This is a genomic window from Rhodococcus qingshengii JCM 15477 (assembly GCF_023221595.1).
Taxonomy (GTDB): domain Bacteria; phylum Actinomycetota; class Actinomycetes; order Mycobacteriales; family Mycobacteriaceae; genus Rhodococcus_F; species Rhodococcus_F qingshengii.
This window is the reverse complement of sequence record NZ_CP096563.1, coordinates 809578-824297: the sequence shown is the minus strand read 5'-3', so window position 1 is coordinate 824297 and position 14720 is coordinate 809578. Positions and strand designations below refer to the sequence as shown.

The 14720-nt window shown below is 63.2% G+C and carries 13 protein-coding genes; 10 read left to right on the top strand and 3 right to left on the bottom strand.

All coding sequences use genetic code 11. The features are described 5' to 3' along the window. Positions 1–60 precede the first annotated feature (60 nt). Positions 61–2223 carry an acyl-CoA dehydrogenase family protein gene (locus tag M0639_RS03750; protein ID WP_064075133.1) on the bottom strand — a complete coding sequence of 721 codons (2163 nt, stop codon included), beginning with the start codon at positions 2221–2223 and terminating at the stop codon, positions 61–63. A 94-nt stretch (positions 2224–2317) separates the two neighbouring features. Here M0639_RS03750 and kstR point away from each other — a divergent pair, with 94 nt between their 5' ends. Next, a complete protein-coding gene (kstR, locus tag M0639_RS03745; protein WP_003945752.1) occupies positions 2318–2956 on the top strand; it encodes a cholesterol catabolism transcriptional regulator KstR in 639 nt (212 codons plus the stop codon). 87 nt (positions 2957–3043) lie between these two features. Beyond that, positions 3044–5584 (top strand): trehalose-phosphatase, encoded by a 2541-nt coding sequence (gene otsB / locus M0639_RS03740; protein ID WP_064075132.1) that lies wholly within the window; start codon positions 3044–3046, stop codon positions 5582–5584. A gap of 3 nt (positions 5585–5587) precedes the next feature. Here the strand turns inward: otsB and M0639_RS03735 are convergent, their stop codons facing one another. Further along, a complete protein-coding gene (locus M0639_RS03735; RefSeq protein WP_003945452.1) occupies positions 5588–6676 on the bottom strand; it encodes a LacI family DNA-binding transcriptional regulator in 1089 nt (362 codons plus the stop codon). Positions 6677–6815: 139 nt separating this feature from the next. Between M0639_RS03735 and M0639_RS03730 the strand changes: the two genes are divergently transcribed. The 7 genes from M0639_RS03730 to M0639_RS03700 all read left to right on the top strand — a co-directional run bounded on the left by M0639_RS03730 (position 6816) and on the right by M0639_RS03700 (position 12717). Continuing rightward, the gene (locus tag M0639_RS03730) at positions 6816–7766 is read left to right on the top strand and encodes a metal ABC transporter solute-binding protein, Zn/Mn family (protein ID WP_003945647.1); all 951 of its coding nucleotides are present in this window, start codon (positions 6816–6818) and stop codon (positions 7764–7766) included. A gap of 84 nt (positions 7767–7850) precedes the next feature. Continuing rightward, complete coding sequence (locus tag M0639_RS03725; RefSeq protein ID WP_047269722.1) at positions 7851–8729, top strand: metal ABC transporter ATP-binding protein; 879 nt, start codon at positions 7851–7853, stop codon at positions 8727–8729. Beyond that, on the top strand, positions 8726–9607 hold the full coding sequence (locus M0639_RS03720) for a metal ABC transporter permease (protein ID WP_003945811.1): 882 nt from the start codon (positions 8726–8728) through the stop codon (positions 9605–9607). Before M0639_RS03725 ends, M0639_RS03720 begins: the two co-directional genes overlap by 4 nt. 34 nt (positions 9608–9641) lie before the next feature. Continuing rightward, on the top strand, positions 9642–10403 hold the full coding sequence (locus tag M0639_RS03715) for a LamB/YcsF family protein (RefSeq protein ID WP_047269640.1): 762 nt from the start codon (positions 9642–9644) through the stop codon (positions 10401–10403). Continuing rightward, positions 10400–11017, top strand: a complete 618-nt coding sequence (pxpB, locus tag M0639_RS03710) for a 5-oxoprolinase subunit PxpB (RefSeq protein ID WP_007733990.1) — start codon at positions 10400–10402, stop codon at positions 11015–11017. Before M0639_RS03715 ends, pxpB begins: the two co-directional genes overlap by 4 nt. 57 nt (positions 11018–11074) lie before the next feature. Next, a complete protein-coding gene (locus M0639_RS03705; protein ID WP_007733989.1) occupies positions 11075–11947 on the top strand; it encodes a 5-oxoprolinase subunit C family protein in 873 nt (290 codons plus the stop codon). A 77-nt stretch (positions 11948–12024) separates the two neighbouring features. After that, positions 12025–12717, top strand: coding sequence for an LpqN/LpqT family lipoprotein (locus M0639_RS03700; protein ID WP_058039314.1), 693 nt, complete (start codon positions 12025–12027; stop codon positions 12715–12717). Positions 12718–12805: 88 nt separating this feature from the next. Here M0639_RS03700 and M0639_RS03695 read toward each other — a convergent pair whose 3' ends face one another. Further along, on the bottom strand, positions 12806–13522 hold the full coding sequence (locus tag M0639_RS03695) for a hypothetical protein (RefSeq protein ID WP_231915057.1): 717 nt from the start codon (positions 13520–13522) through the stop codon (positions 12806–12808). Between the two features lie 308 nt (positions 13523–13830). On the opposite strand from M0639_RS03695, the gene M0639_RS03690 reads away from it, so the two are divergent. After that, positions 13831–14550 carry a hypothetical protein gene (locus M0639_RS03690; protein WP_231915056.1) on the top strand — a complete coding sequence of 240 codons (720 nt, stop codon included), beginning with the start codon at positions 13831–13833 and terminating at the stop codon, positions 14548–14550. Positions 14551–14720 lie beyond the last annotated feature (170 nt).

Below are 14720 nucleotides of genomic sequence, written 5' to 3'. Positions count from 1 at the left end.
AGAACGTGTTCTAGTTGTATCACCAACGTGGACATTTCTAAAGGCCTCTACTCACGCCGTCTAATCACGGGGCAGGCCCAGAATTCTCTCCGCGGCGACGGTCAACAGAATCTGCGTGGTTCCGCCGGCAATCGACAGGCATCGCGTGTTGAGGAACTCACGCGAAAGCGGGCCCTCCACCCACCCGGCAGTACCACCCAATTCCATGGCGAACTCCGCGACATTCTGACGCTGGCGCACGCCCACCAGCTTGCGGACGCTCGACGCCGGACCCGGATCCTGACCGTCCAATTGCCGCAGTGTCGTGCGCAATTCCAGCAGTGAGCCCACCATGGCGGTTCCGATCAGCCCACCGAGCTTGTCTGCCACCACAGGATCGGGGTCGCCGGCCAGCTCGAGCAATTCCTCCATCGCACCGCCGAGCGAAGAGCCACCGCTCATTGCGACCCGCTCGTTGGCGAGGGTCGTTCGGGCCAGTTTCCAGCCTCCACCGAGCTGGCCGACGACGCACTCGTCCGGGACGAAGACGTCGTCGAGGAAGACTTCGTTGAACAGGGCATCTCCGGTGATCTCGCGCAGCGGCGAGATCCGAATCCCAGCCGTCTTCATGTCGAGAAGGAAGTACGTGATGCCCTTGTGTTTGGGAACCTCGCGATCGGTCCTGGCGAGGCAGATGGCCCAGTCAGCTTCACGCGCAAGCGAAGTCCAGACTTTCTGGCCGTTCAGCTTCCAACCGCCGTCGACCTTTTCCGCGGTCGTGCGCAGTGCCGCAAGATCCGAACCTGCGCCGGGTTCACTGAAGAGCTGGCACCAGGTGATCTCGCCCTTGAGCGTCGGAGTCGCAAATCTTTCGATCTGCTCCGCACTGCCGTGCTCGAGGATGGTCGGCACTGCCCACCAGCCGATCACCAGATCGGGTCGGCCGATACCGACGGCCGCCAATTCCTCTTCGATCAGAATCTGTTGCGCGGCCTTGGCGCCCCGGCCGTACGGCTTGGGCCAGTGCGGTGCAAGGTAGCCCGATTCGGCCAACGCGTTGCGCTGCTCGGATTCGGGCAGCGCCACCAATTGCGCTACCTCTTCGCGAATTTCGGACCGGTCGGATTCGAGCTCACTCAAGTCGATCTGAAGGTGACGCCGTGCGCCGCCGATCGTCAATTCCGCGACGCGTGCGCGCCAATGAGACGATCCGCCCAGAATCTGCCGGAGCGACAGTGCTCGACGAAGGTAGAAGTGCGCCTCGTGCTCCCAGGTGAATCCGATGCCGCCGAGCACTTGAATGCAGTCCTTTGCCGTGTCGACAGCGGCATCCAGCGACACCGCGGCGGCCACTGCTGCGGCGATCGGAAGTTCGTCGCCCGACTCGGCAGCGACCGCACCATCCCAGGCGACGGCTCCGGCATTCTCTACGCGACACAGCATTTCGGCGCAGATGTGTTTGATCGCCTGGAACGAGCCGATGGGCTTTCCGAATTGTTCGCGAATCTTCGCGTACTCCACCGCAGTACGCAGGCTCCACGCCGCAATTCCGGCAGCTTCGGCAGCCCCCAGTACCGCCGCTAGGTCGGAAACCGATCCTGGCGCAATGTCATCGAGGATTCGGTCGGCATCGACCGTCACTCGATCGAAGGAGACTCGCGCCAGTGGTCGCGACTTGTCGATCGTGTCGACCGCTTCGTAGGTCACGCCTTCGCTGTCTCCGTCGACGAGAGCCCAGACGACACGCGAGCCTTCGTCTTCGGACACGACGCCCGCCGACACGAGTACCGATACGCCCGAATCGCCGCCCCAGGCGTAACCTCCTTCGCCATGAAGCTCGATGCCGCCGGACGCATTCGCCGTTGCCGCAACTGGACTTTCGTCCAATACGACGGCACACGGCAGCGCACCGTCGGCGAGCGTTTCGGACCATCGCTTGGCAGCGGGCGACGAACTACGCCCCACCACCAGAGCTGCGAGTGCAGTCGTGAGAACAGGACCCGGCACGAGTTCGATTGCCGCCTGCTCGAGCATTGCTGCGAGATCGACGATTTCGGCCCCGGCTCCGCCTACCGCTTCGGGAACGGCGACCGAAAATATCCCGAGAGACGCGAACTCGGACCATTTCTCCCGCCACGAAACTGCTGGTCCACGGCGTACCATGTCCATCGGCGTGGCCGAGCGAGCCCAGGCCTCTATCGATTCCTGGACCGCCCGCTGTTCATCGGTCGTGGCGATTGTCACAACTGGTTCCCGCCTCTCGATAAGTGACACAATTGTTTAGAACGTGTTCTAATATGACACCTGGCCAAGAGTCAAGGCGCGAAGGAATTTGTCGATGACCACAACATCCCGATCCCGCTCCAACGCGGTTGCTTCTGCAACGCTCGGGGACGACGATCTCAGCTCCAACGCGCAACGTGAACGCCGCAAGCGGATTCTCGACGCAACACTCGCCTTGGCGTCCAAGGGGGGCTACGAGGCTGTTCAGATGCGCGCCGTGGCCGAGCGTGCCGACGTCGCAGTCGGAACGCTCTATCGCTACTTCCCGTCCAAGGTTCACCTACTGGTGTCCGCCCTGGCACGCGAATTCGAGAAGATCGATTCCAAGGGCAAGATCCCACCTGGAACCAGCCCGCTCGAGCGGATGCAGCTGATCCTCAGCCTCATCACCCGCGCGATGCAGCGCGATCCGCTCCTCACCGAAGCGATGACTCGCGCGTTCATGTTCGCCGACGCCTCCGCAGCGGCCGAGGTCGATCAGGTGGGCCAGTTGATGGACCGCCTCTTCGCACGAGCGATGACCGAAGAGGAGCCAACCGAAGAGCAGTTGGCGATCGCGCGCGTGATCTCCGATGTGTGGCTGTCCAATTTGGTGGCATGGCTCACGCGACGCTCTTCGGCTACCGATGTCGCCAATCGACTGGAATTGACGGTTGAACTGCTGCTCGGTGACGGAACTCGGAAACCCGAATAGACATCCTTTGTCGCATCTGTCATTTTTGCACTGATCGGCCGGAAACGTATCGAGCCAGGAGTCGCTGCATCACCTAGATTTGAAGAGGTGAGCGCACAAGATCTGTCCATCGAACTCCGCCGAGCGCTGTCAGGCGTGGCACGCACGCCGCGTCTGCTCGTAGCCTCCGACTACGACGGGACGATGGCACCCATCGTCGCCAACCCGGACAAGGCGTATCCCCGGGCGGAAACGGTGCGTGCGCTTCGCTCTCTCGCCAGCCTCGCGTCGACGACGGCTGCCGTGATCTCGGGCCGCGCCCTCAAGGATCTGGCTGCGCTGTCCCGACTTCCCGCCGAAGTGCAATTGGTCGGCAGCCACGGCTCCGAGTTCGACATCGGATTCGTTCACGCGATCGACGCCGACGCCAGGAAACTGCTCGACGAGATCGTCACCGAGTTGGGCCGAATCGCCGCCGACACCCCTGGGGCAACGGTGGAGAAGAAGCCCGCCAGCGTTGCACTGCACGTACGCAACACCAGTGCCGACGACGCCGAGAAGGCGCTCATCGCCGTCCGCACCGAATCGGCACTCTGGCCAGGCGTTCAGGTCACCGAGGGCAAATCGGTGGTCGAGTTGGCTGTCATCGCCACCGACAAGGGGCACGCACTCGACTTGATTCGCCATCAGGACGGCGCAACCGCTGCCGTCTTCATCGGCGACGACGTGACCGACGAAAAGGCGTTCAGCAGGCTTCAGGGGCCGGACATCGGAATCAAGGTCGGCAGCGGGGACACCGTCGCCGACTATCGCGTCGACAGCACCGAGGACGTCGCTGCTGCTCTGGCGTTCCTGCTCGACGAGCGTCGTACGTGGCTTTCCGGCGCCGACGCTCCGCCCATCGAGCGGCTCTCGATGCTCGCCAGTCCGCGCACCGTCGCTTTGGTGACCCCGGATGCGACGCTGACCTGGTTGTGTCACCCGGAACCGGATTCAGCGGCCGTCTTCGCACACCTTCTCGGCGGAACCGGGGCCGGCCACTTCTCGGTCGGGCCTCGACGCACAGCCTTGCCGCTGAGCCAGAAGTACATCGACAGCACGATGACAGTTCAGACCCGCTGGGCGAGCCTGTCCGTCACCGACTACCTCCCCCACGACGTCCCACAGGGACGAACCGACCTGACCCGCATCATTTCCGGTCAGGCCGACGCGATCGTCTCGTTTGCACCCCGTCCCGAGTTCGGCCAGGGTCAGGTCACGCTCGAGGTCGTCGACGAGGGCATTCGGGTCCTCGGCACCAACGAGCCGTACGTGCTCCGCTCCCCCGGTGTGCTGTGGAACATCGCCACCGACGGAAACCAGCAGACCGCCCACGCCATCGTCGAGCCGTCCAAGGGTGACGTCGTCCTCGAATTGCGCTGCGGAACAGAAGAAATCGGCCCGTCCGACGTTCCGGAGCTCGAGCGTCGAGCGACCTCGGAGGCCTACTGGTCCGATTGGGCCAAGACGCTCGAACTCCCGAAGCTGAAGCCGGACTTGATGAAACGCTCTGCACTGACCTTGCGCGGGCTGGTCCACGCCGATTCCGGTTCCATCATGGCTGCCGCGACGACGTCCCTGCCGGAAGAGATCGGCGGAGTCCGCAACTGGGACTACCGCTATTGCTGGTTGCGCGACGCCGCCCTCACCGCAACAGCTCTCGTGAGCGTCGGATCCACCGACGAGGCCGAGAACTACCTGGACTGGGTCCACCGCGTGCTCGAAACACTGCCGGGACCCGAGCGCCTGCACCCCCTCTACACGCTCCACGGGACTTCGCTACCGCCAGAGGCCGTCATCGATTCACTCCCCGGATACGCCGGCTCCCGGCCGGTCCGCGTCGGAAACGCCGCGAATCAGCAGGTTCAACTGGACGTGTTCGGCCCGATCGTCGAGCTCATCGTCGAACTGGCGAATGCACGCGAAAAGGCCGGTGATCCCGATCCTTTGAGCGACCGCGACTGGGAACTGGTGTGCGCCATGGTCGAAGCAGTGCAGCGGCGCTGGTTCGAACCCGATCACGGCATCTGGGAAATTCGCGACAACCCGCGCCACCACGTCTATTCCAAGGTTATGGGCTGGGTCACCGTCGACCGCGCCGTCGATCTTGCGACCCGCTTTTCTCGCGAGGCTCTGCCGGAATGGGCGGAACTGCGTGACCAGATCGCCGACGAAGTACGACACAAAGGCTGGAAGGACGACGTCCAGTCGTACACCGCAGCCTACGACGGTACCGATCTCGACGCGGCGACTCTGCACATCGGACTGTCGGGGCTGATCGATCCGACGGATCCGCGCTTTGCAGCGACCGTCGTAGCCACCGAGGCTGAACTACGCAGCGGCTCAACGGTATACCGATACCATCACGACGACGGTCTGCCCGGCATCGAAGGTGGGTTCCACCTCTGCGCCGCCTGGCTCGTCGAGGCCTACCTGCTGATCGGACAACGCCTGCAAGCAGAGGCACTGTTCGATCAGTTGGTCGCGGCAGCGGGTCCTACCGGACTACTCGCGGAGGAGTACGACCCCATCGCGGAACGCTCGCTGGGCAACCACCCCCAGGCGTACAGCCATCTGGGATTGTTGCGCTGCGCCCAACTCCTGGCGTGAGCGCTACCCCTTGATCCGACCTGATGTTCGCCCGGCCAGTAGTTCGGTGTCGAGCATCTCGACTATCGGAACGCCGGATCCGGACGGCGACATCAGGAGCGCACCGGCGCGCCGGCCCTTCTCTTCCTGGGGCTGGCGCACCGTTGTCAGTGATTCGCGCAGCGCCTCGTCGACGCCGTCGAATCCGGTGATCGACAGTTGGCCAGGTACATCGATGCCCTGCCAGCGCGCCCAGTCCAAGGCGCCGAGAGCCAGCACGTCGGTGGTGCAGACCAGTGCGGTGATCTCGGGGTTGGTCGCGAGAGCTTCCGCCGCCGCCGAGTGCCCGGACTGCGATGTGTGGACGTACCGCTCGATCACGGTGAGTGAGAGTGGGTCCATGTCGGCCGCCACCATCGCGTCGCGCACTCCTTCGATCCGCTCACGCTGGACGTGGAAGTGTGGGGACTTGAGTCGTTCCTGGCTGACGACGCCGTCCATCCGGTCGCGCCCCAGCCTCATGCAGAGCACGCCGATGTCACGGTGTCCGAGACCGATGAGGTAGTCGGCGACCTTGCGCATGGCAGCGCGGTCGTCGATGCCCACGAGGGATGCACCGGGAATCTCGCGGGGCTGGTCGCAGACGACGATCGGAATGTGACGCTCGAGCACGGCGGCAAGATACGGGTCGTCGTCGGCCACGGAGTAGACGACAAAGCCGTCGACGCCCGCCTGCTGGACCACGGCTGCAGCATCCACCTCGTCGCGGCCGGGCCCGGCCGGGATGAGCAGCAAGCCCTGGCCGGCGTCCTCACACGATTCCGAGAGACCGGCAAGGAAGCTCATGGCGGCCGGGTCACGGAACGAATAACTGAGTGCTTCGGTGAGCAGAAGACCGACGGCACCGGCTTTGCGAGTTCGCAAGGAGCGGGCGACCGGATCAGGTCCGGGGTATCCGCGTCGCTTGGCCGCTTGGAGCACTCGATCCCGCAGCTCGACGGAGAGCTGATCGGGTCGGTTGTACGCGTTCGAGACTGTAGTTCTCGACACATTGAGCTCGGCGGCAAGCGACGCCAAAGTGGCTTGACGGCGTGGCTGACGGGACCGGGGCATAAACGGACGTTAGCCGTAGTGCCCGCAGACGGCGCGTTGGGGCTGAACCGAAGGTGAACTACCAGCGACTATGCGCTAATGTGTAACGGTAACGGTTTCCAATAGCATTTAGCCCAGCCTTTGTTCAGGAGAAAAGCACGTGCGTTCGTCGTCGAAATTCCGCACCGCCACCGCCCTCGCGGCCGTCTCGGTCGCCGCAGCATTCGCGCTCACCGCGTGCAGCTCAACCTCCTCGAAGGACGACGGCATCACCGTCGTCGCATCGACGAACGTGTGGGGCGACGTCGCGCAGGCCGTCGCCGGCGACAAGCTGACCGTGACGTCGATCATCAACGAGCCGTCCGCGGACCCGCACTCGTTCGAAGCGACTCCCGCCGATGCCGCCAAGATCACCGACGCATCGCTCGTCGTCTACAACGGCGGCGGCTACGACCAGTTCATCACCGACGTCCTCGACGCAGGCAAGGGCGAGCAGAAGACGGTCAACGCCTACAACCTGCTCGACGGCGGCATCCACGCCGGCGAAGCCGCGGGCGAATCGCATGACGGTCACACCCACGGCGCAGTCAACGAACACGTCTGGTTCGACATCCCGACCGTCGACGCCGTCGCACATTCGGTGGCCGATCAGCTGAGCGCTCTCGATCCGGACAACGCGGCGACCTACGAGGACAACGCGAAGGCATACAGCCAGAAGCTCGCCGGCGTCACAGCGATCACCGATTCCATCGCCGCTGCCCATGCGGGCGCACCGGTGGCTCAGACCGAGCCGATCGCGCACTACCTCCTGGTCGCAGCTGAACTGAAGGACGCAACTCCCGAGGAGTTCACCAGCGCCATCGAAGACGGCAACGATCCGTCACCGGCCGCAATCGCCGCAACCCGCCAACTCCTCTCGGAGAAGCAGGCCCGCGCATTGGTCTACAACATCCAGACACAGGACAAAGTGACCCAGGATATGCGCACCACCGCCGAAACCGCCGGAGTGCCCGTCGTCGAGGTTACGGAGACTCTCCCCGAGGGCCTGGACTACATTCAGTGGCAGACGCAGACCGCGGAGTCGCTCGCAAACGCCCTCTCTGCCCAGTAATTATTTGCCCCACCATTTCCGAGAAGAACCGATCGGCTTGTGACAGAAACTTCCGCGAATACTCCTGTGCCCCCTGGTAACACCGTGCCTTCTGGTAACACCGCGCCTTCAGCGGCCTCCGTGCCCGCTGTGACGCTGAAGGACGCTCGATTGTCCTTCGGCGCCCGCACATTGTGGGACGGGCTCGATCTCGAGGTACAGCCAGGTGAGTTCATCGCCGTACTCGGGCCGAACGGGTCGGGCAAGACCTCGCTCCTGAAGATTCTGCTGGGCCAACTACAACTCAGCGGCGGCAGTGCACAGATCGTCGGCACGCCGGCACGGGCCGGGAACTCACACGTCGGGTACATCCCGCAGCAGAAATCCATCGACGACGGCCTCCCGCTCCGCGGCCGCGACCTGGTCGGCCTCGGCGTCGACGGTCACCAGTGGGGTACGGGGTTACTGCGTCGGGGTCGTCGCCGCAAGATCGTCGACGACGCCATCGCACAGGTCAGCGCCCAGTCGTTCGCCGACGCTCCCATCGGTTCCATGTCCGGCGGTGAGCAGCAGCGACTGCGGATCGCACAGGCTTTGGTCGGCGACCCGCGGATCCTGCTGTGCGATGAGCCGCTGCTCAGCCTCGACCTCGCCAACCAGCACCTGGTCTCGACGCTGATCGACAAGCGTCGGCGCAGCCATGACACCGCGGTGCTGTTCGTGACGCACGAGATCAATCCGATCCTGCCGTTGGTGGATCGAGTGCTCTATCTGGTGGACGGCAAATTCCGGATCGGGACGCCGGCCGAAGTGATGACGTCCGAAGTTCTCTCGGATCTGTACAACACCGACGTCGAAGTGTTGCAGGTTCGTGGCCGCCTCGTCGTGATCGGCACCGGCGACGCCATCGACGCGCTCGGCAGCGCAGGCGGACTACGCCCGGGAGAAGGCGTTCACCATTCTGATGAGGATCACCACCAGTGAGTAACAAGTTCACCGACGCGATGTCGCGGATGTTCGACGTGTCCGCCACCGTCGACCTACTGCAGTACGACTTCGTCCAACAGGCGTTGATTGCCGGTGCCATCCTCGGATTGTTGGCAGGCATCATCGGGCCGCTGATCGTGAGCCGTCAGATGTCGTTCTCGGTGCACGGAACGAGTGAGCTGTCACTGACGGGCGCATCCGCCGCACTTCTCGTCGGTGTGGGCGTCGGCTTCGGTGCCATCGTCGGATCCGTGGTCGCGGCAGTGCTGTTCGGACTGCTCGGAGCCAAAGCGCGCGACCGAGATTCGGTGATCGGCGTGATCATGGCTTTCGGCCTCGGCCTGTCGGTGTTGTTCCTCTGGGCGTACGACGGTCGCACGGGAACCAGCTTCTCGTTGTTGGTCGGACAGATCGTGGCGCCGGGAAACAGCGGTCTCGAACTTCTGCTGCTGTGCGCGGTCATCGTGATCGGCACACTCGGATTCATCTACCGCCCTTTGCTGTTCGCAAGCACCGACCCCGAAGTTGCTGCAGCTCGCGGTGTTCCGGTTCGGGCACTGTCGATCGTGTTCGCAGTGTTGGTCGGCATCACCGCAGCACTCGGCGTACAGATCGTCGGTGCTCTGCTGGTGATGTCGCTGCTGATCACCCCCGCAGCGGCCGCCGCGTACGTCACGGCAAGCCCACTCAAGGCCACGATCCTCTCCGTCGTGTTCGCCGAACTGGCAGCCGTCGGCGGCATCCTTCTCTCGCTGGCCCCCGGCGTTCCCGTCTCGAGTTTCGTCACCTCGGTCTCGTTCGTGATCTACCTGATATGCCGACTCTTCGGATCCGCACGTCGCAAGAATGCCGGACGGATTCCGGCGCACGCCTGAACACCGAGAGCCCATACCTACCTAGAATCGAGGTATGGGTTACAGCGTTGATCTGAACAGCGACCTCGGCGAGGGCTTCGGAGCCTGGACCCTGGGCGACGACGACGCCATGCTCGAACTTGTCACCAGCGCGAACATCGCCTGCGGATTCCATGCCGGCGACCCGACGACGCTGTTGGCGACTTGCGAATCCGCCGCCACCCGCGGCGTCCGGATCGGCGCGCAGGTGGGGTACCGAGACCTCGCCGGTTTCGGCAGACGCTTCATCGACATGTCCCCGAAAGACCTCACCGCCGACGTCATTTATCAAATAGGGGCACTCGACGGTTTGGCTCGTGTCGCCGGATCGCGGGTCACGTATGTCAAACCCCACGGCGCGCTCTACAACGCAATAGTCCATCACCGACGGCAGGCGCGGGCAGTGGTCGCCGCCGTCGTTGCCTACGACAGTTCGCTACCTGTTCTCGGACTACCAGGTTCGGTGTTCCTGGAAGAGGCGCGCGAAGCCGGTCTCGACGTGGTCGCCGAGGCTTTTGCCGATCGTGCGTACACGGCGGAAGGCACCTTGGTCCCCCGCACCGAGTCGGGCGCCGTTCTGCACGACCCGACGCTTGTTGCAGAACGGGTTCGGCGAATGGTCGTAGACGGCGAGTTGGACGCAGTCGACGGGAGCACGTTGAAAGTCGCTGCCGCATCGGTGTGCGTGCACGGTGACAGTCCGGCAGCCGTCGACATGGCCGTGGCAATCCGCGCTCTCCTCGAATCTTCCGATGTCGAGATCACGCCGTTCACATGATCGCGATCCTGCCCGCCGGTGAATCCGCAGTCCTCGTCGAGTACGACGAACTGCCGAGTGTGCTGGGCAACTTCAGGGCTCTCGACGCCAGTCGGATCCCCGGAGTGATCGACCTGATTCCCGCGGCGCGAACCATCTTGATCGAGTACGACAACACGATCACCGCGCACCAACTGGTGGAGAAATGGGTACGTGGGGCCGTACCGATCGAACTCACAGCTGACGAGAGTGGGCGGCCTGCCGTCGAGATTCCGGTCCGCTACGACGGCCCCGATCTCGTAGAGGTGGGCAAGCTGACCGGCCTCGGGGTCGACGGTGTGATCGACGCTCACACGGCTGCGTCGTGGACCGTCGCGTTCATCGGTTTCGCCCCCGGCTTCGCGTATCTGACCAGCAACGAGAGAAAGCTCGAAGTTCCACGTCGATCGGACCCGCGCAGGCAGGTCCCGGCCGGTGCAGTCGGGTTGGCCGGACCGTTCTCGGGCGTCTACCCGCGTAGCTCCCCGGGCGGCTGGCAGTTGATCGGAACGACGGAACTGTCGGTGTGGGATGCCGAGCGCCGCCCGCCGGCGCTGCTTCTACCCGGCACCACAGTCACCTTTGTCCGTGCATGATTTGGGTGCAAGCATGATTTTGGTGTCTTCACCGCGCTGTTGCGGGACAATGGATTCATGGCCTGGCTCGAGGTTGTGCGTACCGGCCCGCTCGCCACAGTTCAGGACCGCGGGCGGAGAGGCTACGGTGCCCTCGGGGTCGGAAGATCCGGCGCCGTCGACATGATCTCGCACGACAGCGCCAACAGACTCGTAGGCAACACTTTTCGAGCAGCAACCATCGAAGTCACCGCTGGCGGTTTCGCTATGCGGGCCGTCGGTTCGATGACGGTGGCAGCGACAGGCGCGCGGGTGCCGCTGGCCGTCGACGGACGGCCGGCACCTGACTACGCGAGCATCCATCTGGGTAGTGGCAGCATTCTCGAATTGGGTTACAGCACAACCGGGTTGAGAACGTATATCTCTGCACGCGGTGGCGTCGACGTCCCGCAGGTACTCGGAAGCAGATCCACCGACACGCTCTCCGGACTCGGGCCGCCGCCGCTCGCCGCCGGCGATCTAGTCCTCCTCGGGGCCGAGGAAGGGACGTGGCCCACCGAAGAGTTGATTCCACCGCCCGCACCTGCACTCGGCGCGGTTCCGATCGAGATCACGCTCGGCCCCCGAAATTCCTGGTTCACCGCCGCATCCGTTCACGCGCTCCTTCACACCACGTGGAAAGTCACCGAACACACCAACCGAGTCGGGGTCCGGCTACAGGGCCAAGGGCCTTTGCATCGCTCACGCACCGGGGAATTGCCGAGCGAAGGCGTCGTGACGGGATCCATCCAGGTGCCGCCAGGCGGCCAGCCCGTCGTGTTCCTCGCCGACCATCCCGTGACCGGCGGATACCCGGTCATCGCCGTCGTTTCCGACGCCGGGATTGCGTCGCTGGCACAGCTGCGGCCCGGCAGCACCATTACCTTCAAGGCCACTACTCGGCCGTCGTAGCGCTGATAGTCTCAGCCGCGCCAGCAATGCTGCCGGCGGCGCTCGGCCGTCGCCAAAACCTGAAGGACTGTCACACTATGAGCCCTAAGAGCAGCACACTTGCTCTCGGAATAGCGTCACTGATCACTGCTGCACTCGTCTTGTCCGGATGCAGCAGTTCGGAAAGCGGCGACGCCGTCTCCAGTGATACCAACACCAGTGAGACCACTGCTTCCGAAAGTTCTGCATCCTCGTCGTCTGCCGCTGCCGCGACGCCGACTTTGCGGGACGGAACACCGTTCATCGGTGAGCGGACGACGATCGAAACCGGCGACGACCCCGAAGCGCCGAGCATCAGCGTCAGCCTCCCGCCGAGCTGGACTCACGGCGAGAACATCCCTGCCGGCGTTACGGACGCATTGTCCAGCAACAGCCAGGAACCCAGCGGTTTCATGCCGAACACCACGGTGACGGTCGAAAACCAGGGCACCGCAACAAAAGACGAGGTTCTTGCCGCTGCGCGTGAAACGATCGCCACTCTCGACGGGTGGACCGAGGTGAAGTACACCGAGATCGACGTCGACGGACAGCAGGGTTTCCGCCTCTCCGGAACCTGGACCGCCCCAAACCTGGACGTTCCGCTCTACGCCGTCATGACGGTCGTCGCTTACCAAGCCGACGACAACTCGCCGGTCTACCTGGTCAGCTTTGCAAACCAGTTCACCGACACGACGAACATGCAGACCTCCAACCAGGTGGAAGAAATCAACACCTCGATCGAATTCGGCTGAGCACCTGATGGTTTGAATACCCGATCACCGAACAACCGCGGCGGGCCGAGACCACGACAGTCTCGGCCCGCCGTTTCACAACTCTCGCCTAGCTGGAGCCGAACAGGCCGCTGAGGGAACCGAGGCCACCACTCAACGAGCCGAGCGATCCGGTTCCGCCACCGGTACCGGGGTTCGTGCCGGGGTTGGTTCCGGGATCAGTACCAGGATCAGTACCTGGGCCGGTCGGATCCGTCGTCTGCACCACGATGGCGGGCCCCATTTCCGGGAAGCTGGCGCTGGTTCCGGCCCCACCACCCATGAGCGTCGCGTCGACAGTCAACCCACTGCCGTAGGTACCCGGATCACACTTCACGACATAGCTGGTCTTCATCGTTATCGGGTTCTTGCTGTTGTTGTACCAACCGTTACTGGTGAAAACCTTCGTGGTTGCGGTCGACTGGGAGGCATTCGGGGTTTCCACAGTTTCCTTCATGACACCTCCCAAACCTGGGAGGCCGCCCATCAGTTTCGAAATCTTTGCCGAGCCCGGCACGAACTCGAGACAGCCGGCATGAATCTCGGTCAGCCGGTTGACATACCCTTCGAGCCCGTTCTTACTCGACACTGTCGTGTAGGTGATCGTGTCACCGACCTTCGGGGATGCATTGTCCACGGTCCGAGTAAATGTGTAGGCACCGGAAGTTGCTGTCTCGGCAGTCGCGACTCCCGCACCCAGCGCGCTTGCACCCACAGCAAGAGCGATCACCCCCAAACCAACACCAACGGTGGACAGATTACGATTCCTGGATCCGAACTTTGCCACGAACAATCTCCACTCTGTGAGGTTCCAGGACAACTGAATTCGTTGATTACTGAAACTTGTTGCAACCCGACTCTCGAAGTACGATACAGTCGACCTGGACATTCGCCCAGCTTTTCGTCGAAATAAGCGACAATCAGTTAACGGCAGGCAATCGACACCGAAAAGGTCCTCTCAATTCGGACTTTCCCGTAAATTCTGCCGAACTGATACATAGGCAAGCGTCCGATAGGTTTCAATGGTTACCGCGACGCAACCTTTGAAGAGTCATCCCATCGCCGTCAGCGTGAACCCCTCGAACGGAGAATTTCATGTCACGTTTTTCAATGCGCAAAACACTCACCGGAATCGCAATCGCTGCACTTGCCACCAGCGGACTCGTGATGACCGCAGGCACCGCGAGCGCCGATGCCACCCACCCGTCCGCGGCAACGGTCAACTCCTCCAACGTCCGGATCACCAAGAGCATCGTGGGCGACGGCGAAGTTGCACCCGGCGGCAAAGTCACCGTACGCACGGTCATTTCCACAACAGGCCACCCCGAGCGTTACGTCGACCAGTTCGTCGACCGCTACCCCGCCACGTTCAAGTACATCCAGGGCACGGCGACGGTCAACGCGTGGCACTTGATCGGCGGTCAGAAGACCGAATCCGTCACGCCTTCGGTTGACACTGCCGCCCGAACCGTGAATGTACCCAGCACCGGCTGGCTGATCTCACCCACCGGAAGCAAGACCGTGACGATCGAGGCGCAGTACCTCGTCGCCGCCGATGCACCGATCGGCTCGTACCAGGAAATGTCGAGCTCGATCGGTATCTCGACGTTCAAAACTGAACAGAACATCAGCGGCGTCTACGCCAAGATCCGCGCCAAGAACCCCGGCGAGGCGGCCGCATCGGGCTCGGCAGATCTGGGCTTCGGCTCTTCTGACGGCGAGGGCGGAACCGGTTCGGCCGGATCCTCCATCCTCGACAACCCGGCCGGCTTCATCTCCGACATCATCAGCGGTGTCCTGGCCAACGGCAGCTGATTCACTCGCTCCGCCTGCTCCACCTGTAAACACTCCGTCGGGGAATGTGTTCGAGGGTGGCATCGAGTCTTCGGACTCGGTGCCACCCTCGATCTTTTGTGGCGATCACACTTCCGTCGCGCCTGCATCAAGAATCAAATAGGAAAGCATTACCTAAGTCATTCGCGGTA